General features: G+C 27.9%; 23 protein-coding genes, 1 tRNA gene and 1 pseudogene. 22 read left to right on the top strand and 3 right to left on the bottom strand.

Features of this window, described 5'->3' with window-relative positions; all coding sequences use genetic code 11:
• Positions 1–106 precede the first annotated feature (106 nt).
• The gene (locus BW731_RS02230) at positions 107–403 is read left to right on the top strand and encodes a DUF3784 domain-containing protein (RefSeq protein WP_079345321.1); all 297 of its coding nucleotides are present in this window, start codon (positions 107–109) and stop codon (positions 401–403) included.
• A 127-nt stretch (positions 404–530) separates the two neighbouring features.
• Positions 531–911 carry a hypothetical protein gene (locus BW731_RS02225; RefSeq protein WP_079345319.1) on the top strand — a complete coding sequence of 127 codons (381 nt, stop codon included), beginning with the start codon at positions 531–533 and terminating at the stop codon, positions 909–911.
• A 44-nt stretch (positions 912–955) separates the two neighbouring features.
• On the opposite strand, the gene BW731_RS02220 is transcribed toward BW731_RS02225, so the two are convergent.
• The gene (locus BW731_RS02220) at positions 956–2,014 is read right to left on the bottom strand and encodes an IS30 family transposase (RefSeq protein WP_079345317.1); all 1,059 of its coding nucleotides are present in this window, start codon (positions 2,012–2,014) and stop codon (positions 956–958) included.
• 175 nt (positions 2,015–2,189) lie between these two features.
• On the opposite strand from BW731_RS02220, the gene BW731_RS02215 reads away from it, so the two are divergent.
• The 15 genes and pseudogenes from BW731_RS02215 (at position 2,190) to BW731_RS02135 (ending at position 13,840) form a co-directional block, all read left to right on the top strand.
• Positions 2,190–2,918 (top strand): DNA alkylation repair protein, encoded by a 729-nt coding sequence (locus BW731_RS02215; RefSeq protein WP_079345315.1) that lies wholly within the window; start codon positions 2,190–2,192, stop codon positions 2,916–2,918.
• Positions 2,919–4,314: 1,396 nt separating this feature from the next.
• A complete protein-coding gene (locus BW731_RS12455; protein WP_143592721.1) occupies positions 4,315–4,524 on the top strand; it encodes a YcxB family protein in 210 nt (69 codons plus the stop codon).
• A 608-nt stretch (positions 4,525–5,132) separates the two neighbouring features.
• Complete coding sequence (locus tag BW731_RS02200) at positions 5,133–5,960, top strand: YwqG family protein (RefSeq protein ID WP_079345311.1); 828 nt, start codon at positions 5,133–5,135, stop codon at positions 5,958–5,960.
• Positions 5,961–6,945: 985 nt separating this feature from the next.
• The gene (locus BW731_RS02190; RefSeq protein ID WP_079345307.1) at positions 6,946–7,266 is read left to right on the top strand and encodes a hypothetical protein; all 321 of its coding nucleotides are present in this window, start codon (positions 6,946–6,948) and stop codon (positions 7,264–7,266) included.
• 24 nt (positions 7,267–7,290) lie between these two features.
• Positions 7,291–7,620 (top strand): annotated as a pseudogene (locus tag BW731_RS13110) (DUF6630 family protein); the annotation flags it as partial.
• Positions 7,621–7,790: 170 nt separating this feature from the next.
• Positions 7,791–8,246 carry a hypothetical protein gene (locus tag BW731_RS02180; protein WP_079345303.1) on the top strand — a complete coding sequence of 152 codons (456 nt, stop codon included), beginning with the start codon at positions 7,791–7,793 and terminating at the stop codon, positions 8,244–8,246.
• 85 nt (positions 8,247–8,331) lie between these two features.
• Positions 8,332–8,751, top strand: coding sequence for a hypothetical protein (locus tag BW731_RS02175; RefSeq protein ID WP_079345301.1), 420 nt, complete (start codon positions 8,332–8,334; stop codon positions 8,749–8,751).
• Between the two features lie 27 nt (positions 8,752–8,778).
• Positions 8,779–9,534: a DUF1266 domain-containing protein gene (locus BW731_RS02170; RefSeq protein ID WP_079345299.1), complete on the top strand. Its 756-nt coding sequence runs from the start codon at positions 8,779–8,781 to the stop codon at positions 9,532–9,534.
• Between the two features lie 18 nt (positions 9,535–9,552).
• Positions 9,553–9,999, top strand: coding sequence for a hypothetical protein (locus BW731_RS02165; RefSeq protein WP_079345297.1), 447 nt, complete (start codon positions 9,553–9,555; stop codon positions 9,997–9,999).
• Positions 10,000–10,059: 60 nt separating this feature from the next.
• Complete coding sequence (locus tag BW731_RS02160) at positions 10,060–10,617, top strand: RNA 2'-phosphotransferase (RefSeq protein ID WP_079345295.1); 558 nt, start codon at positions 10,060–10,062, stop codon at positions 10,615–10,617.
• A gap of 102 nt (positions 10,618–10,719) precedes the next feature.
• Positions 10,720–10,959 carry a hypothetical protein gene (locus tag BW731_RS02155; RefSeq protein ID WP_079345293.1) on the top strand — a complete coding sequence of 80 codons (240 nt, stop codon included), beginning with the start codon at positions 10,720–10,722 and terminating at the stop codon, positions 10,957–10,959.
• A gap of 83 nt (positions 10,960–11,042) precedes the next feature.
• Positions 11,043–12,002, top strand: a complete 960-nt coding sequence (locus BW731_RS02150) for an IS30 family transposase (RefSeq protein WP_079344899.1) — start codon at positions 11,043–11,045, stop codon at positions 12,000–12,002.
• Positions 12,003–12,005: 3 nt separating this feature from the next.
• Complete coding sequence (locus BW731_RS02145) at positions 12,006–12,227, top strand: hypothetical protein (protein WP_079345291.1); 222 nt, start codon at positions 12,006–12,008, stop codon at positions 12,225–12,227.
• 716 nt (positions 12,228–12,943) lie between these two features.
• A complete protein-coding gene (locus tag BW731_RS02140) occupies positions 12,944–13,210 on the top strand; it encodes a hypothetical protein (RefSeq protein WP_079345289.1) in 267 nt (88 codons plus the stop codon).
• A 231-nt stretch (positions 13,211–13,441) separates the two neighbouring features.
• Positions 13,442–13,840 (top strand): hypothetical protein, encoded by a 399-nt coding sequence (locus tag BW731_RS02135; protein ID WP_079345287.1) that lies wholly within the window; start codon positions 13,442–13,444, stop codon positions 13,838–13,840.
• A gap of 538 nt (positions 13,841–14,378) precedes the next feature.
• Here BW731_RS02135 and BW731_RS02130 read toward each other — a convergent pair.
• A complete protein-coding gene (locus BW731_RS02130) occupies positions 14,379–15,656 on the bottom strand; it encodes an ISL3 family transposase (protein ID WP_079345285.1) in 1,278 nt (425 codons plus the stop codon).
• 220 nt (positions 15,657–15,876) lie between these two features.
• On the opposite strand from BW731_RS02130, the gene BW731_RS02125 reads away from it, so the two are divergent.
• From BW731_RS02125 to BW731_RS02110, 5 genes are all read left to right on the top strand, one after another.
• Positions 15,877–16,524 carry a hypothetical protein gene (locus BW731_RS02125; RefSeq protein WP_079345283.1) on the top strand — a complete coding sequence of 216 codons (648 nt, stop codon included), beginning with the start codon at positions 15,877–15,879 and terminating at the stop codon, positions 16,522–16,524.
• An 84-nt stretch (positions 16,525–16,608) separates the two neighbouring features.
• Positions 16,609–17,667, top strand: a complete 1,059-nt coding sequence (locus tag BW731_RS02120) for an IS30 family transposase (RefSeq protein ID WP_079345281.1) — start codon at positions 16,609–16,611, stop codon at positions 17,665–17,667.
• A gap of 63 nt (positions 17,668–17,730) precedes the next feature.
• On the top strand, positions 17,731–17,871 hold the full coding sequence (locus BW731_RS12575; RefSeq protein ID WP_158080138.1) for a hypothetical protein: 141 nt from the start codon (positions 17,731–17,733) through the stop codon (positions 17,869–17,871).
• Positions 17,872–18,181: 310 nt separating this feature from the next.
• Positions 18,182–19,420 (top strand): tyrosine-type recombinase/integrase, encoded by a 1,239-nt coding sequence (locus BW731_RS02115; RefSeq protein ID WP_079345279.1) that lies wholly within the window; start codon positions 18,182–18,184, stop codon positions 19,418–19,420.
• Between the two features lie 165 nt (positions 19,421–19,585).
• Positions 19,586–19,658: transfer RNA gene (locus tag BW731_RS02110), tRNA-Thr, on the top strand.
• 41 nt (positions 19,659–19,699) lie between these two features.
• Here the strand turns inward: BW731_RS02110 and BW731_RS02105 are convergent.
• Complete coding sequence (locus BW731_RS02105) at positions 19,700–20,038, bottom strand: zinc ribbon domain-containing protein YjdM (protein WP_071456530.1); 339 nt, start codon at positions 20,036–20,038, stop codon at positions 19,700–19,702.
• Between the last annotated feature and the right edge of the window lie 215 nt (positions 20,039–20,253).

Raw genomic sequence — 20,253 nt, 5'->3', positions numbered from 1 at the left:
AAGTTATCCAAAGGAGACCATGGATAAAAATATATTAGAAAGAAATAAACAATACTTAAATGAAGTCAATGATATAATTATTGTATAAAAAAGGGGTGTATATTTTATGGATAGCATTGTAAATATATTTGTAATTTTAATTTTCTTAACTATTGGTATCCAAATATTTAGGGGAAAATGGCTTTTTTTGATAGCTGGTTTTAATATGAGTTCTACTAAAGAAAAATCAAAAGTCAATATACCAATTATGTCAAAAATTATAGGTTCATTTTGTTTGACTATCGCAGCTTTAGAATTAGTTGGTTTTATTTTTCCAGATATTAATACTATTATTACGAGTATAATTTTTATTAGTTTGATTTTGACAATTATTTTCACTAATGTTTTAGCTAAAAAGGACTAAGTATTAGACATTATTTTGGAAAAAAATTTATCAAGGTTTATATAATTTATGTTTTAGGAATTTTTATTAGTTTTTTGGAAATTTTTGGATTTAAAAAGATATTTAAAATGTTATAGGAGGATAGTATATGAAACGAAAAGCTAGAATTGAGTGGGAATTTGAAATTGGTATAGAAGAGATATGGAATGTAGTAACAGATTTAGATAATTATGAATGGCGTAGCGATTTAACTAACTTAAAAAAAATTACTTCAACTGAATTTATTGAATATTTCAAAGGTGGGGGTGAAACCACTTTTAGGATTATTGATAAAATATATGGTGAAAAATATTCTTTTGATATGAAAAGTAAATTTTTTGAAGGAATGTGGGTAGGAAAATTTGAAGTGTGCGGTACGAAAACGAAATTAATTTTTGTTGAAGAAATCGATATAAAAAATCCTATAATATGGTTAGTTTCTTTATTTTCTTTAAATTTCCTAAATTGCAATATTAAGTTAGCCACCTAGGCAAAAATATCTAAATTTCTATGTTATTCTATTAAAATCCATTTTTACCAACATGTTTTGATTTTAAGCTTTAGAATTTCTTCTAAAAATAATGTTGCTGGTTGTCTATAATTTAAGATTTTACGTGGTAAAAGATTAATCTTTTCAGTAGCTAGTTGAATGAACTGTTTTGAGTAGTGACAAATCGGAGTTCCTTTCGGAATAAATTGTCTTAATAAACCATTATGTCTTTCATTTGTGCCTCGTTCCCAAGAAGAATAAGGATGAGCAAAATAGACATCAGTTATTTGTTGGAGAGCATCATGTAGCGAGCTAAATTCACTACCATTATCAGCAGTAATTGATTGAAACATCTTGCTAAAGCTAGCTTGTCCGAGCTCAGATTTTAATCGATTAACAGCATAACAAACAGACTCTTCTGTGTGATCATCTAACACAACAGTAATCATGTAACGCGTTTTTCTTTCAACAAGAGTAAGTAGAGCATTATCATCTTTAGATTTTGAACCAATAACGCTATCTATTTCCCAATGACCAAAGCTTTCTCTATTGTTAACTGTACTTGGTCGTTCATCAATTGATTTTCCTAGTTCTTTTTTATGCTTACGACTTCTTTTCTTTTTAGATGAGAGCCTAAGCTTCATCTTGAGGTGATGGTTTCTAATAGGTAAAAATCCTTTATCAATATAGTTATAAAGTGTTTTAGTAGAAACAAGAGGTTTATCCCACGTCCTTAAGGACTTGACAAAACCAACAATGGCATCAGGTGACCAATTAAAGTCAATAATCTGTTTACAGGCATAATTAATAAAGTCAACAGCACTGAGTAGCTTAGACTTAGCACCACAACGTTTTCTGTTTTCTATATATTTAGCTTGTCCTGTTTCAGCAAAATAGAGTTGTCTAGGTTTGTTATTTTCTTTGATTTGTGTTGTTGTACCACGTTTCAGCTCATTATTTATTGTTTGATGGTGTCGACCTAATCGTTTACCGATTTCTCTATTAGAATCACCTCTATTATGCCAAACTTCAATAAGTTGTCTTTCCTCAAAGGAAAGATGTTTATAAGTCAGTTTTTGTGTGGTATTCTGAGTTTGTTCCATGATAAAAATTCCTTTCGTTGTTGGGTGGATACTTCAATGATACATGAATTTTTACCATGGTGTTTTTTTATTATTTTAGGGTGGCTAACTTGATTCTACAATTAACCTTTTCTTTAAATTTAAAAAATATGCAAAAAAAATATATGAGAGATTTAGAAAAGGAGGTTTATAAGTAATGAATTGTGACAATATTATTGATGAATTAAGAAGTTGTTCTTCTCAAAAATATAAAGAAAATATCATTAAACTGGGCATACCTGAAAAAGATTCGATTGGTGTTTCTACAGGAGATGTTAGAAAAATAGCTAAGAAGTATAAGAAACAAGAGCAATTGGTTGATGAGTTGTGGTATTACTGTTTTCATGAGAGTAAAATGATAGCTATTCTTATTATGGAACCAGAAAATTATTCGATTGAAGAAATTAGATATTATATGAATATGATTCATTCATGGGATTTGTGTGATATGTTCTGTAAAGAAGTAGTAGTGAAAAGAGAGGATTATAAAGAGTTTATTGAAAGCTGGATAAATGGGGAATCAGTATATGAAAAAAGAGGAGCTTTCTCACTTATTGCCTCAACCTCTGTACATAAAAATTTGACTGAAAAAGAAGTAGATTATTTTCTAGATATGATTAGACAATATGAAGTGGATAACACTCCCATTATTGAAAAAGCAGTATCTTGGTCTCTGAAGGAGTTAGGTAAGATAAGTAAGGAATCAAAAGAAAAAGCGTATATAGTAGCAGAAGGATTTATCAAATCTTCTAAAAAATCAAATGTTTGGGTAGGGAAAGATGCATTAAAGGAATTACAAAATTTGATAAAAATTCCAAGTAGAGAGCGCCTTATATCATCAACATCTAAAATGGGAAAAGAATATTTATCAAATAATGAAGAGTAGGAGAGAAATCTTTGATTGATACCTTTCAAAGGGGTAGTTTTTGGGTAATATGGTGAGAATAGTAAGAAGAAATTAGTTTTTCAAAAAAAGATAAACGTTGATAAATCAACAAAGTCAATAAAAAATAACTTCGAAACTTCGACACCATCACAAATATTCGTGGAAATTGGTTTTTATTAAAAGTGAAGATAAGACTAAAATTGATAAATGCTTTTAAATCAACGTTTTATAGTATTGGGTAAAAATAAAATAACATGATTAAATAGTAAGATACTTGCGATTTTACCTTTTTCAAGGGGTAGATAAAGGGGTATCTTATTTTTTTGGTTTTATTATATATTATTACCTTTATATCAATGTTTATTTGTGTTTTTTTAAATATAAATATCTTTAAAAAATCTTTAAAAATACCTTTATTATAGGGATGATAAAGTGATATAAAAATAATAATTGAAAAAGGAAGATAGGTTAGATTGTTGTTAAATCAATGATTAAGCGCTTTATTTTATACTGGAAAATATAAGTGCTGAAAAAGAGACTAGGGGTGATAGATGCTGTAACCTTTGATATATATGGGATACAAGGATTTAAATTAAAGTATTAGCTTGTTATGTATTATTGTGGAAAATGAGACATGCTGAAACCATTGATAATAAAAGGTTTCTGTAACACTTTTTTCGTTTGATATTATTAAAAATAGTGATATAATTGAACGGTACGGTTTTATATATGTCAATTATTTGAGATTATTTTAGGAGGATTCTTAGTACGTCGTTCAATAATAATTCGTTTTATATAAATTAGGAGAATGAAATATAAAGGAAGAAAAAATACTATATAACTGCCTATCAAATGAATCAGAAAATATAAGATTCAGGAGATTTTTAAAATTAGTAACAGTTTGAGTCGTTGGTATATGATATGGAAATTTAATTTGGGTGTTAGTTTTTTTATGTTAATGATAGAAAAAATGATAAATTGAGACAGTGAAATTTATAAAATTAAAAACAGGATTTAACTATATTTTTTTAATTATGATAATAAAGGAGAAGGTATAAGTGCTAATTGAGACAACAATATCTAATGATTTAATGGCTAAAGGCTTGCTATTATATTATACTAAGGTAGATAAAACTGAGAAGAATAAATTAAAAAATGTTTTATTTGCAGGAATAGTTCTATTGTTAGTTTTTTTATAATTTTATTTTTTGCATACAAAGATGAAAATAAAAGTGCTCTCTATGGGATGTTTTTTATGTTGATGCCTATATTTTTCTTAGGTTTCATTCTCATATATACATATACATATACATCCTTTCCAAAAAGTCAGATAAAAAAAAATCTGAGCTTAAGAACGGTATATAAAGGTTATAGTATTTTTACTAACTCTGGAATAATGAGTGAGATTGCAACTGGTAGTTTTGATTACTATGTATGGGGAGATATTGGTTCTATTTTTGAAACGAATGATTTTTATTTTTTAACAGTTAAAAAAACAAATATGTTTGTAATATATAAACCTAATTTGACAGAACAAGAGATTGAACATATTAGGAATGTAATAAATGATAATAGTATTATCGAAATGAAAACATTAGATTGTTAATATAGAGTTTATATGTTAATTGTACATTTTAATGATGCATCATGGTATAAATTCTTTTCATTGTTGAGTTAGTAATCAATGATATGTGAATTTTTACTATGATGTTTTTTATATATTTCAGTATTGCTAATTTGATTTTGAAACTACCCAAGAATAAGATTATTTTAAAAAATACCTTTTTATAAGTGATATAAAAATAATAATTGAAAAAGGAAGATAGTTAGATTGTTGTTAAATCAATGATTAAATGTTTTATGTTTTTCTGGGAAACACTAATCTAATGAATATATTTTTATAGAATGGAGGGGGGAACGACTGAGAGGAGTCTATTCTAGAGCACATAAATTATCTATAAATAATAAAAGTTTATTAAAAGAGTCAGAGCCCTGTGAATGCTTTTATTGTATCCGTTTGTTTAAATATAGCGAGATAATTGAATATGTCTAGGGAACCAATGATGATACAGCTCTTTGTCCTTTTTGTAAGATAGATTCAGTGCTACCAGAAAGTGATTATATCAATTAAATGAGCTATTTTTAGAAGAAATGTATAATGTATGGTTTATGGTTTGATAACTAATCAATTTATATATAAGAGGAGAATGAAATATGAAGAAATTAGAAAAAATATTATATAATTACTTACCAGAAGAAGATGTGAAACAAATTTTGAAAAGTAAACGTCAATTTATTTCACTCGATTTAGTAGATGAACCAACAAATCTTTACAGCAGTAAAATTGGAGGATATGGGTACTTACCTAAGTCTATACCATACCCAACTAATGAGGATAATCAACCATTATCTTTACTAGCACAGTTGAATTTTGAAGAATTACCTACCTTAGAATCTTTTCCCCAAAAAGGAATATTAGCTTTTTATATTGATTATTTTGATGATTTAGCGGGGATGGATTTTTATAATCCAACGAATCAAGTTGGATTTAGAATAATTTATATGGAAGATTTAACAGAAGAATATCATAGCATATCAGAACAACAATCTTTATTTGAACCATATAGCGAAGAAGAACTATTGAATATTATTTCTGAAGAAACTAAACTAAATGGGCATTTATCAGAAACAATTGCTATTTTAGATACGGAAGAGTTCACCCAATATATGGGTGAGTCCTATTATGACTTCATTGAAGATAGATTTACTGATGAAGATAAACAAGATGAATTCGAAGAATTAATTTTTGAAAATAATATAGAAAATACATGCATCGGTGGGTATCCATTCTTCACGCAATCAGACCCAAGAGGATATGATACGAAGTTATCAGAAGAATACAATACGTTACTATTTCAGTTGAATTCGGATGATGATATCGTTATGTGGGGTGATACTGGAGTGGGTAATTTCTTTATTAATGATGAAAAATTAAAAAATAAGGATTTTTCTGATGTTTTATATAATTGGGATTGTTATTAAATTTTAGGGAAGGAGAAATTAATTTTGTAATTTATATTATTATTTTTAAGTATAGTTCTTTTCCCACTTTTTTTAATGATTTTATTTTGTAATCCAGTTAAAAATAAAGAAGGATTAATTATTATAGGATATCCTGTCTTTACAAAAAAATATAGTAAGTTTGAACATAACTTTAAAATAAGTTTGACAAAAATTTATAAACGTGGACATTTTAGAACGAAAAATGGGGTGGTTAGGTTTAATCACGCTCCACTCTCAACACCTTTTATGCCTTATAAGGTTATTATTTATGTTTATAGAATTGAAAAAAATAATAATTCTACTCTTGTTGGTTCTCATATAATTGATGCAGGGTATCGAAGAAAAAAAGCACAGAATAAGTACAAGAAAATTAAGGAAGTCATACTAAATTAAAACGACGTACCTATTTTACTTTCCACAATGGTAAGTATTTATAAAAAAGAAACGCAAGATAGATACCATTTATATTCATTTTCAAAAAAGTAAAAAAAGAAAATTTTTTTGAAAATGATATTAATTTAGATTCGTTTACTACGAATCAGTTATTTGAATCGGAGTGTATAACTATAATAAAAATTGTGAAACTGATTTAGGTGCTGTATATGAACACAAAGTATATGGTGAGGCATTATTAACTAATAATGGACTCCATTTTTCAACAGATTATGATAATAGGCTCGAAGTTTCTTTGATAACATCAGGATTCACTGATATGGAAGATTTTAAAAAGTATGATTCATAGATTGGTAGATGGGAATAAATATCATTTTATCAGAAGATAATATGTTAAGTAAATGGATGACAGCTATACAAATAAAGATTTATAGCTATAGATTTAATTAAAAATTTCAATTTAGTTGCTATATTAGGATATGAAATAATAGAATAAATATAATTTTTTAGGGGATTATTTTATAAAAAAACAAAGTAAATCTCTAGTTAAAAAGGAAGGTAGATATATTATATGAAAGTGAGTATTGTCGCGTTAATTATAATTTTGCTGATATATATACGTAGTAGATACAAGAAATCTAATAAAATTAATGTAATACATGATATTAACATAAGTAATGAAATAAGTAATGAAACAAGCACTGATTATTCACCATTAATAGATATTACTAGAATATTAACAGAAAATGATGATGACGTAGTTACTAGTATAAAATTACTTGTTAATCATCCTGAACGATTTGACTATAAGTATGATGAACGGTTAGAAGAAATTGGTTTTTCAACTATTCAACATCCAGATTTGATAACAGCATATTGGTTGACGAGATAGGATACGTTATTTGATTTTGGTGCATATATTGATTGGAAAGAGGAAGCTGAAGACATAATTTATTGTCTGAGTAAAAGTATTCGACGAAAAAACTATCATTTAAACCTTTCAGAGGTTGTGATTTCGAATGATGACTTTACTGATGAAGTGTTATATAAAATTAATAAATATCTAAAAGAAAAACACTTTACTTTAATAAATTGGAATACAGAAAATGATTGTTATCATCTTTTTATTATTAAGGATAATGATTACTCGAGACTAAAAAAAATAGGTGAGTATGTAGGAATTAGATTTCATAGTTTTGAAAAAGAAATTAATGATAAAGGGATAAAATTAATTCTAGAAAAGTAGTTGAAATATTGAGAATAACTGGTAATGAAGCTATCATTCATAAACTAGAGTCGAAAGGACATTAGTGCAATAGAATTTGATTAGAGAAAAGTTATCAGAGACTCTCAGGGGTAATTTTAAAGGTGGCAGAACATTTGATGTTTTGTATACTTAATAAGTAGGAGAATAATATGAAAAAAGTGATAATATTTATAATAGTTTTATTTTTATTTTTTCAGATATATGAAAGTAAGGGGAATAGTGAATCTCAAAAAATCAAAGAAATTAGTTATACTAAGTCAACTTATGGAGTCATAATAACTGAGATATGTGTTGATTTGAAGACTGGAACAGCTAAAGAGTATGAAAATCCAAATGCTAGAAAAGGTGGTAATCCAATGACTAGTGATAAGATACCTAGCGAACAATTTAAAACATATAAAATTAAAAATATTGAAAATTATGAAGATAAATTTAAACATTCAGGAGTATTACGTTGGAAAAAAGAGTATAAAAGTAATATTTTTGGTGTGCCTGAATGGTCTTTAGTCATCAAATTTGAGAATGGTAATAAAAAAATAGTAGGTGGGAACAAACAACCACGTAATTTTGATAAAGTGTTCGATTTATTGACAGAATATGATTGACAAGCAGGTATAATTAGCCATCAAATAAGTGATGAAATCTACTATTCATAAAAAATTACATAATTGCCAAAAGAGGAGCTGCACATTGAAAAAAGTCATTGCACTGATATTTATAATATTATTATTATTAGTAGTCGGATATAACCAATATCAACCAGCTAGTAACGACATTATAAGCATAACTGATAGTATAAAAGATAACATACCCGATGATAAATTTAAAGAACCTTTAAAAAAGTATTTCAAAGAATCTAAAAAAGCTGATAATAATGATTTGAAGGAAATAGTTTATTACGAAGATATACCTGACGAAGTAGTGGAAGAGTATATGAGAAGCTTAGATGAATTAAATATAAGAAAATCTAAAATAAATGGTAAAGATGGTGTAAGTTATACATATAAATACTTCACAGAAAATAAGAAGTACCTAGAAATAAGTGTAATCAAATCAATTGTTACGGGTAATAAAATCTCTCTTTCTTTTGAATCACCTATTATAGATTAGTAATGAGAATTAATGGAGGAGTCATGAATGTTTAAATTTTTAAAAGAAATAAAAGAAGCGTTTCAAGAAGGCGTTGAAGAAGCTAAAGAAGAATTAAAAGAAGAACAAGAGAAGGAAAAAAATAGGAATATAGATGTCTTAAATAAATTATCTGAAATATCACAGGAAGAAAGATTTGGTACCTCTTTAGCCGCTCCATTTAGAACGACAGCCTTTATGGATTGGTTTAGTCTTTTTAAAAGTAGTAGAGAGTTGAAAGAAGAAGATGTGATACCTGTTCATCTGTATAAATATGGTTACTTAGATGAATTAAATGAATCGGATATTGAACGATTAAAGAATCAACAAGAAGGAAGTTTTGATATTGAGAATGAAGAAGATGTGTTGTCTATTACGCAAAGTTTCTTATTAGGTGTAGGCATTTCATTACATTCTTTAGAGAATATAAAACCTAAGTATCAACCAGAAGAATTGATATGTTTTAAGGAAGGTAAATTATTACCAGCATGGTCACTTAGTGCAGCTGCCTCAACTTTAGTATCAGGTGTTGAGTTTAACGGGTTGCCCAAAGAGAAGTCTTTAAAGATTTTTTCAGAATTGTTGCCTGATGTTCAAAAAAGGTATAAAAACTGGGATGAGTTTGGAGATGATTATCTACGAGAAGATGGATTAATTAATAGTGAAAAGAAGGCTATTAAACAAACAGATAATACGATTTATAATTTAACCTTTAAATTTGGAAGTCCATGGGTTCAGTTTCCGTTAGAGACTTATCAATTATAATATAAGGAGACAAGATAATTGAAGTATATTCAAATAGGAGAAAAAACTATAGGAATAGATGAATATCGAACACAGTTATTTTATGACAAAAAAGATGTAGTTAATAAAATATGTCCATGTGATTATTGTCAAAACTATGTTTATTGTTGTAATAGATTTCCATCTGAATTAAATAAATTGTTTAAAGAATTATGTATTAATCCAGAAAAAGCAAATGAAGTGATGGAATTTTTTGAGGATAGTAGAAAGAAGCATTTATATGCTAGCTTCTATCTTGTAGTAGGAAAAGTTATTAAAATGATTCCTGAAAATGAAACAATCATTGATTTAACTAATGAAGTTTCTAGACTTAAAAAACAGAATATTATATTTGATGTTAGTGATGTTATTTTTATAAAAACAAATCAAAAAATTAGTCCGTTAATACAAGTTTATTTAGAAATTAGTTTACCGTGGGTGTTATAGATGCGTGACACTAATAATTGAAATTGATAAAAATATTAGAAGGATTAGGTGATTGAAAAAATGGGTCAAAAAATAAACTATAATGAGTTAAGTAAGGAAGTGTCCTATGCATTGAGACATGCCCCATGGGAATTTGAATTGGAATTAGATGAGGAAGGATGGGTATCGGTCAGTCAGTTGTTGGATGCATTAAATAAGAAAAAGTCGAAAGAATTTATCGGATTAGCAGATTTAGATTATATGATAGAGCATTCTGAAAAGAAAAGGCACGAGATTATAAATAATAAAATAAGAGCATTTTATGGACATTCTATTCCACAAAAAATTAAAAAATTATCCGAAACTCCACCTAGTATTCTTTATCATGGAACATCTATAGAATCTTTGGAACAAATAAAAATGCAAGGTGTTAAGCCTATGAATAGACAATATGTTCACTTATCAGAAGATATTGATACAGCAATAATGGTAGGGAAAAGAAAAACAGAAACCCCGATAATTTTAGCGATTGATACTGAAAAGGCAGTATCACATGGGATGAATTTTTATCGAGGAAATGAGAAGGTTTGGTTATCAGATTATATTCCTTATAGTTTAACAAATGTTGTGACCGAATAGTGGTTTGTTTATTCAGTTTTGATTTAGAAACAACTAATGAAAAGTTGAAAAAGTCATAAAATGAAGGTATCATCCACACACTTAAAGAAAAGGATGGATGATATGGTTAAAAAAGAAGTTAGTACGACAGAAATGATTAGAGAAAAGTTACCTGTAATTTTAAAGGATAAGTTTAAAGACGGTGCGACCTTTGATTTGTTGTGGGATGAATTGTATAAAGATAAATCATTGAAAAAAGTGATGATTAATAAAAATGGTGAGAAAAGACTAGGTTTGTTACAAGGATTAAGTAATAGGATAAAAGCGAATAAAGAAGAAAATTTAATGTTACGCCGATTGTAAAATTAAGCTAGACAACTAAAAAATCATTTGTGATACACTCAAATTGTATTTCCAACCAAAGAAAACAAGGAGAGTGATCACAAATGACCTATACACATCTTACTACAGACGAGCTAGTTTTGATAGAAGCTTATTACCATCAAAATAAAAAAGGAACATACGTTGCGAAACAATTGAAACGAGCAAAACAGACTATCTATAATGTTTACAAAGCTTTTGATGAGGGATTATCTGCACTAGATTACTATAAAAGATACAAAAATAATAAAAAGAATTGTGGCAGGCGTCCTATTTCTTTATCTGATAATGAAACAGAATACATTCAAAAGAAGGTTGTTCAAGGATGGACTCCAGATGTCATTATTGGTCGTGCTGAGTTTCCTATCTCATGTTCTATCAGTACTCTTTATAGATTATTTAAGCAAGGACTGTTTGATTTGACCGCATTACCTATGAAAGGTAAAAGGAAAGCGAATGGTTATAAAGAAAAAAGAGGTAAACAAGCCTTTAAAAGAACCATCCATCAACGTAATAAGGACTATCAACTCTTTAATAATGAATTTGGTCACCTTGAAGGTGACACAATTGTTGGAAAAGATCATAAAAGTGCTGTTATCACACTCGTTGAAAGACTATCGAAAGTGATTATTACGTTAAAACCAATAGGCAGACGAGCAATAGATATCGAAAATAGTTTAAATAATTGGTTTAAAAAGTTTCCATGCCATCTATTTAAATCAATCACATTCGATTGTGGTAAAGAATTTTCTAATTGGAAATCAATCAGCAATCTAAATGATATTGATATTTATTTTGCCGATCCAGGAACACCATCACAACGTGGCTTAAATGAAAACTCTAATGGGTTATTACGTAAAGATGGATTACCTAAACAAATGGATTTCAACAAAGTTGAGGAATCTTTTATCCAATCTATCGCTTCTAAAAGAAATAATATTCCTAGAAAATCATTAAACTATAAAACACCATTGGAAGTATTTTTGAGTTATGTAGACAACGATATTTTGTCTAGCTTAATTTGACAAATGAAATTAGTAAAAAAAGAAGATGGAAAAAATTATTTTTATTATTATGATAATACGTTTGAGAAATTAGAAAAATTAACTAAGATATATGTTGATTCAGTTCATGAAATTGCTGAAAATAGTGATGTGAAAAATTTAGATAAGGAAACAAGTGAGAAGTTTGAAAAATACTTAAAATTAACATCTGAATTACAATTATTAACTGAAGGAACAGAATGTTAAAACTATTTTTAATAGAAGATGAAATATTCCTAATTCTTGTGAAGGAAATAAGCAGATAAAAAGTAGCAAACAAGTTGAGAGAGAGTTGGATAATTGTATTTATCTTTAAACATATAAATTTTTGGTAGGACGTTATATATAGATAAGTAAACTGATAAGAAATAAAACTAAAAAGAATACATACATAAAAAGTGACTTAAATAAGTATATAATAATTAAATATTAGTATGAAAAGTCTCTATTAAGGGGCATCATCCCTTGATAGGTATTTTTTTAGGTAAATCAATGATATAATTAATGTATAAAAAAGAGTGTATATTTTATGGACAACATTGTAAATATCTTTTTAAGAAGCTGTTTTTTTAATAAAAACTGCTTAATAATTACAGATATAAAAGTAAGACGAATAGAATTTTCTACCATTATTTATCTGGTAAATCAGGTGGTTAAGCCATTTAAGGTACCTCTTTTTGATTCATACTAACACAAAGTCAGTTCATGAAGACAGTTTCTAAATCATGAAGAAATATTGAAAAAATATTTATGTTGATTTTACAACAATAGATTAGGATGTAAAGTCAGGAATAGTTAATTTAGTTTATGATAAAGATATTTTACCAGATTTAACACCTATTTATTTTCGATTATGATGCATAAGTATAGATGTTGAACGTGAAAATTTCCCAAAATAGAATAAAAAGGAAATGAATTTGAAAATGTATAGTAAAACATTTATAGGATTAAAAATTTATGATACAAAATTAAGAAGAAAAAAAGCTGAAATATGTAAAGAATATAAATTATTTATTGATTATTGTGATAAATATTTAGATGTGAAATTGAAAGTAAATAGTCCATATAGTAAATTTAATTTAGCAGGGAATTCAAAAGAGGTTATAATAGTAAAAGAACATAAAAAAAGGATGTTAAAATTAATCAAAAAAAGAGATACATTGAAAATTTCTTCTGAATCTTGGAACTAGTCTACTCTAAAAAAAGTACTGAGTTATAAGTAAGCAATACTTTAATCTAACTTAATAGAATAGCTTAAATATTGTAAATAACTTAAAATATATCAAGTTATTTAGTTTTTAATACTAACATTTAGATATTTTTCTTCGTAAAAAAATAAGATAATCATCAGTCATATCTATGCTTTTTTAGATATTTGGAACATTGCAGTAAAAATAAATTTATAGAAATGAGAAATTTAATTGTCATATGAAATTGATATTTGTTGTCATGTCTCTGGTAATGATTTTTCACCTAATAAAGCTGAAAAATTAATCGAATTAAAATTCGAAAATAAGATAGAGGTGGGTGATTTAATTTTAATAGGAAAATTTAAAGATACATTGTCAATTATCGGTAGTGCTTCTTTATCACCTTTTTCTAACCAAGATAAATTTTCAGACGATTATTTAATAAATTTTATAGAACTATTATCTGAAAATATAGATATATTAAAATCCTGTGGTGTTCAAAATTTTGATTTATCTCTAGGCATATTTTATAAAGACCAATGTAATTTTTCTTTTTCCTCACAGATAATAAAATTATTAAATCAAACAGGATTAACTTTAAATATAAGTTGTTTTCAAATTGAGAATTAAGTGAAACTTATTCCATATAATGTACTATGGATATCATAGAAAAAAATCAAACATTACGAACTTGAAAATATAGCTACAGTTTTATATTAGTAGGTTACTTGAAAAACTGAAAGCTATAACATGATTTATGTTAAACTTGTCAAATGTTAAATAAAATTGATAAAATATGCTTGTTTTTTGTGACAAAGAGAAGCAGATAGAGAATACCAGACGAGTGGAGAAAAATTTGTTATAATATTTGTAGAGAGATGGGTAATTTTATTTATCTTTAAACATAAAAATATAACTGGGAAGTCTTGTATAGGAAATGAACTAGCAATATACTTCAAGAAGAAATACTTTCATAACAAGATGTATATTTAAGAGATAGACAATAACTGAATAGAATATAAAAGATATCTATTGAGGGAACATAATCCTTCGATAGATATCTTTTATATTCTATGTCAAATCGTGTTGATGGACAATAATATTGATGAAAAAGTCTCAAAAATGAAATAGAATTAATTGAAGTGAGGGAAGAAATTCTCTCGCTTTTTTATTTAACCTGAAAAACTTGATTTTGAATCAAAAAGATACGTCGTTTGAATAGTAGAAAGTTTCGATAGCCATAGGCCACACGTTTAATCACTTTAATTTTATTATTAATGCCTTCTAAGAAACCATTTGAATAGGAGTATTTAAAGGCATTCATGACTCCTTGGGAGAACTTACCAAATATCTTGAATTTATCTTTAAAATACTTTGGTAATTCAACAGGTATCTTTGAACATAACTCTAAAAATAAGACATAATCGTTGGTTCTATAAGCATACTTCAATTCTTGGATAAAATGATACGCTTTTGTTAATAGAGAACTATAAGAAAGTAACTCATCTACCAATTCGGTAGATGACATATTTCTCTTGAATAAAGGACGATAATAAAAGCGTTTATAGTTTAATTCAGAACTGTCCTTTAAAAGGAGTTTCCAATAACGCTTCAATCTTCGATACTGCTTTCCTTCCTCTTGATTGTGGCGTTTTAGCTGATTCATTTCTTTTATTCTTAAGGTGTTGAAAGAGCGGTTAATATGTTGAATGATATGAAATCGATCTGTAACGATTTCGGCGTTTGGAAAGACTGTTTTTAATAGTTGACCGTAACTTGCATTCATGTCCATGACCAAAAATCTTACTTTTAAACGTGATTTTCTGGAATACTTCATAAAGTAAGAAACCAACTTATGCAATCTTTTATCAGGTAAGATATCGATTATTTTTTTAGATGCCGCATCAGCACAAATAAAGCTCACTCCAGCATGACAATCAGAAGTAGAGCTAAACTCATCTACACAAAGAGCCGTGGGCAAGAAGTTAAAATTAGGTTGCTGATTATTCGTAAATGATACTAACACACGTTTAAAAGTATTTTCAGAGACACTGTGGCATTCTGCGATTTTTTTACGTGATCGATTCTCTTTTAAGTCAAAAGCAATTTGGTATTTAAGCTGTTTAGAAATTTGACAATAGTCATCTACTAGAGAAGTAGAAGCACTGAAAGTTGATCCACAGTTTCTACAAAGGTAACGTTCTCTGTGAAGTTTAAGATAAGTTGGGTGACGTTCAACTTCAGGCAATTGACTAATGGTTTGATACGTTCCGTTTTTAACGGATTGATAACATCCACATTTCTGGCATTGCTTATCTTTATTCACTAATCTTCCTGTAATCATGTTAACTGAGCGGTTGTTTCTCGCTTCGCGAGACAACCAATCCTCATTAAAAATAAGAGAATCATCTGTTAAATTGAGTAGTTTTCTTGTATTATTATCCATAGGGGTATTCTCCTTTGTAATGTTAGTTATAGTCGACTTAATTTTACCAATAAGAATGCCCCTTTTTCTATGTCTAAAATAAAAAATCGCATTGACAGAATTTAATCTATCAACACGATTTAGTGTACAGCCTAATAAAAAAGAAATAACAAGGTATATTAATTATTCGTGTATCTGTCTAGTAATCATTATTGAAAGTAATCAATATGAGAAAGACAAATTGTTCTCTTTATTATTATCTTATTTTGAGTTAGATATCAGTATAGAGCTTGATAGATATTCAATATTAGAGTTTTTAAGGATAGCTAGTCAATCAGTTATTGTGAATAATATGAAAACTTTTTTATTTAATCTAACTCAAAATTTTTTAATAGAATGTTATGAAAATAACGGAAATTTAAATACTATCAAACATTTATGGTTTAACCCTCATTTATTAGTAGAAAGGTTAGGTATAACTCAAGCTGAATCTGAAAAAGCTAATTTAGTTGTTTTGAAATATGCTGTCTATGATAAAGAATTAAAATGTTCAATATCTACTAAGTATAGACGACTACTAGGTGTTGAAGATAGGAAAAAATGGTTAAACAGACAATATAGCTATAGACTTAATCAAGGTATGAAAATATTTAAAGAAATTAATTGTAAAAATATACAATTAAGAGGTGGCGGTAAGAACAAAATTAAATTTAAGAAGAATGGGTCGATAAATGCGATAAGCAAAGGTAAGTTACAAACCAAGCAGTCTATAGATATTAGAAGTAGACCTGTTTTATATAAAAGTTTATACGAGTATTATATATCAGAATATAATAAAGTTTATAAAAAATTAAAAAAGAAAAATAGGTTAATTGTAGAATCAAGTTAGCCACCCTAAAATAATAAAAAAACACCATGGTAAAAATTCATGTATCATTGAAGTATCTACCCAACAACGAAAGGAATTTTTATCATGGCGCAAATTCAGAATACCACACAAAAATTGACTTATAAACATCTTTCCTTTGAAGAAAGACAACTTATTGAAGTTTGGCATAATAGAGGTGATTCTAATAGAGCAATCGGTAAACGATTAGGTCGACACCATCAAACAATAAACAATGAGCTAAAACGTGGTACAACAACGCAAATCAAAGAAAATAAAAAGCCTAGACAACTCTATTTTGCTGAGACAGGACAAGCTAAATATATAGAAAATAGAAAGCGTTGTGGTGCTAATTCTAAGCTAGCCAGTGCTGTTGACTTTATTAATTATGCCTGTAAACAGATTATTGATTTTAATTGGTCACCAGATGCAATTGTTGGTTTTACCAAGTCCATGAGGACCTGGAATACACCTACTGTCTCTACTAAGACACTTTATAATTATATTGATAGTGGCTTTTTACCTATTAGAAACCATCATCTCAAGATGAAGATCAGACTCTCACCTAAAAAGAAAAGAAGTCGTAAGCATAAAAAAGAACTAGGAAAATCGATTGATGAACGACCAAGTACAGTTGATGATAGAAAAAACTTTGGTCATTGGGAAATAGATAGCGTTATTGGTTCAAAATCTAAAGATGATAATGCTATACTTACTCTTGTTGAAAGAAAAACGCGTTACATGATCACTGTTGTTTTAGATGATCATACAGAAGAGTCTGTTTGTTATACTGTTAATCGATTAAAATCTGAGTTCGGACAAGTTAATTTTAGCAAGATGTTTCAATCAATTACTGCTGATAATGGTAGTGAATTTAGCTCGCTTCATGATACTCTCCAACAAATAACGGATGTCTATTTTGCTCATCCTTATTCTTCTTGGGAACGAGGTACAAATGAAAGACATAATGGTTTATTAAGACAATTTATTCCGAAAGGAACTCCAATCTGCAACTACTCAAAACAATTCATTCAACTGGCTACTGAAAAAATTAATCTTTTACCACGTAAAATCTTAAATTATAGACAACCAGCTACATTATTTTTAGAAGAAATTCAAAAGCTTAAAATCAAAACATGTTGGTAAGGATGGATTTTAATAGAATAACACAAAAAATTAGATGTTTTTACCTAGGTGGCTAACTTAATATTGCAATTTAGAAAAAAGAAAAATAAAGACAATCTAGAGAATTTATCTGAGAATGAATTACAGGAAAAAGTATTATTATTGGTAAGTGAAAAATTATTTTTAACGGTAGAAAAATTATCATATATTATAGAACATCATTAAAAGAGGCTGACCCAAAAGTCACTTTTTAAATAAAGATCACCCAACTAACAAAATAGAAATCCCATGAAATCAACGTTTTAATTAACGGATTTCATGGTTTTTTTCTATTTTAAGACTTTTGGGTCAGCCTCTTTTTCATTTTTTTGAAAAAGTGTAAATACTTATGACATATGTTTTTAGTAGATATTTATAATTATACTATTACTTTGCTAGCTTAATTATATGAAAATAATAAATCAGATAACAAAGTGGTTGAGAAGGATTTAGGAGGAAGGTAATATACAGACATATTAAAAAAGGGGGAATTGTAATGAGTGAAAAATTAGTAATTGGAACAAAGTTTAATGGTATTAGCAAAGTATCTAAGTCTAAATATGTATTTAGATTTAGAAAAAAAGCGGAAAGTAGAGGTGGAAAGTTTTATACGGAAACTAAAACAGTAAATAATTCTGGTGGTGTAGCTGTTGTAAAGTCTATTTATAATAAATGGAAAAAAGGAGTAGAAGAAAGGTTTGAACAAGAACAATTAGATTTTGAAAATAATGAGTTAGTTTCTGATAGCAATATATTATTTTCAGAATTAGCAAATTTGTGGTTTGAAAATCAGGTTATAGCAAAAGATATAGCTATGTCAACTCTATCAAGTCAGAAGGAAATACTAGATAGAATAGTGAAATCTTATCCAGAATTTGGAAAGAAAAAAGTAAAATTAATTACAGGAATTGATTGTAATAACGTAAAACAAAAGATAGTTTCTAGGAAGATAAGAGGAAGAAATGTGAGTACGGATACAGTATATAAATATATTGTAGCGATAGAAAAAGTGTTTGAATTCGCTAAAAATGGTTTGAAAATAATAAAATTAAATCCAATGGCGAATTTAAATGTTAGACCAAAATATAATCTAAATAAAACGAACATATTATCTGAAGAAGAGTTAAAAATAGTCTTGAGAGAATTACATAAATTACCAGACCACTTACAACTTTTCTTTAACATAAGTATATTAACTGGTATGAGGCGAGGTGAAGTTTGTGGACTGGAATATCCTAATATCAACTTTGAAGAGAAAAATATTATTGTAAAACAGTCTTTATCAAATGACAAAATCTATAATGAAGGTTATGAGTTTAAGTCGACAAAAAACGGATTAAGTAGAAGAGTACCTTTGTTTTATGATTTAGAGTACCTATTAAATGATTATGAAATAAATCATGGTTTTCCGAGCTGGATAGATAAAGATGAAGTGGCAAGAAGACTTATTGTAGCATATCCTGATGGGTCTCCGTACAAAATACAATATTACTCAAAGGAGTGGGCTAAATTTTGTAAAGTATTGGTAAAAGAGAAGAAAATTTCTAAGGAACCAACATTGAGAGATTTAAGAAAAGCGTATTTAACTTTACTAATGAGAGAAAAGAAAGTATCGCCAAATTTAGTAAAAGAAATTGCTGGTCATCAAAAAGTTCAAACAACATTAGATTATTATATAGATGATGATAATTCAAAAGAGATAGCTGAGTTATCTAATACCTATATTTTTAGCTAGTAAAAAATTCATTCTATATATAGAAAGAAGATGTAAAAGTGATAACAAAAATGATAAGATGGTAGATAAGAGCACAATATAGTAAAAATAATCGTGCTCCTATTGTTATTCCATTATTGACAAACGTTGATAAACTAAGTATTATATAATTTGTATTTCCAATATGCCGCCTTAGCTCAGTTGGTAGAGCACCACCATGGTAAGGTGGGGGTCGTCGGTTCAAGTCCGACAGGTGGCTTAAAAAAAATGTAACTAGGAAGATTCCCAGTTACATTTTTTTTATAGTTTTTTAACAAATTCAGATTTTAATTTCATTGGACCGAATCCATCAACTTTACAATCGATGTCATGATCCCCTTCAACTAAACGGATGTTTTTAACTTTAGTTCCTTGTTTGATTGGTTGACTGGCACCTTTTACTTTTAAGTCTTTGATGACTGTGACAGAATCACCATCAGCTAATGGGTTACCAAAAGCATCTGTTTTAACAGTTTCGACGGTTTCTGAGTCTTGTGTTGACCACTCATGGGCACATTCTGGACAAATATACATTAGTCCATCTTCATAAGTGTATGATGAGTTACATTCTGGGCAATTTGGCAATGTTTCCACTGTCATACCCTCCTTTCGACAATTTATTTTATTGTATCTTATTTAGTATGAAAAATAAAGAGGAAGAAAACGTAAAAATATCTCTATAATTTGTTTAAGGTATTTGGAATTTTATAATAATCATGTATAATGGTAAGAGCAAATTTAAATAAAAGGAGGCCCTTTTTTTGACGGATAGAAATGATGACTTTAATCGTGAACAAGAACATAAAACGGGTAAA

Source organism: Vagococcus martis (assembly GCF_002026305.1).
In the GTDB taxonomy this organism is placed as follows: Bacteria; Bacillota; Bacilli; order Lactobacillales; family Vagococcaceae; genus Vagococcus; species Vagococcus martis.
The sequence above is the reverse complement of the archived record's forward strand: the minus strand, read 5'-3'. Positions and strand labels throughout refer to the sequence as shown.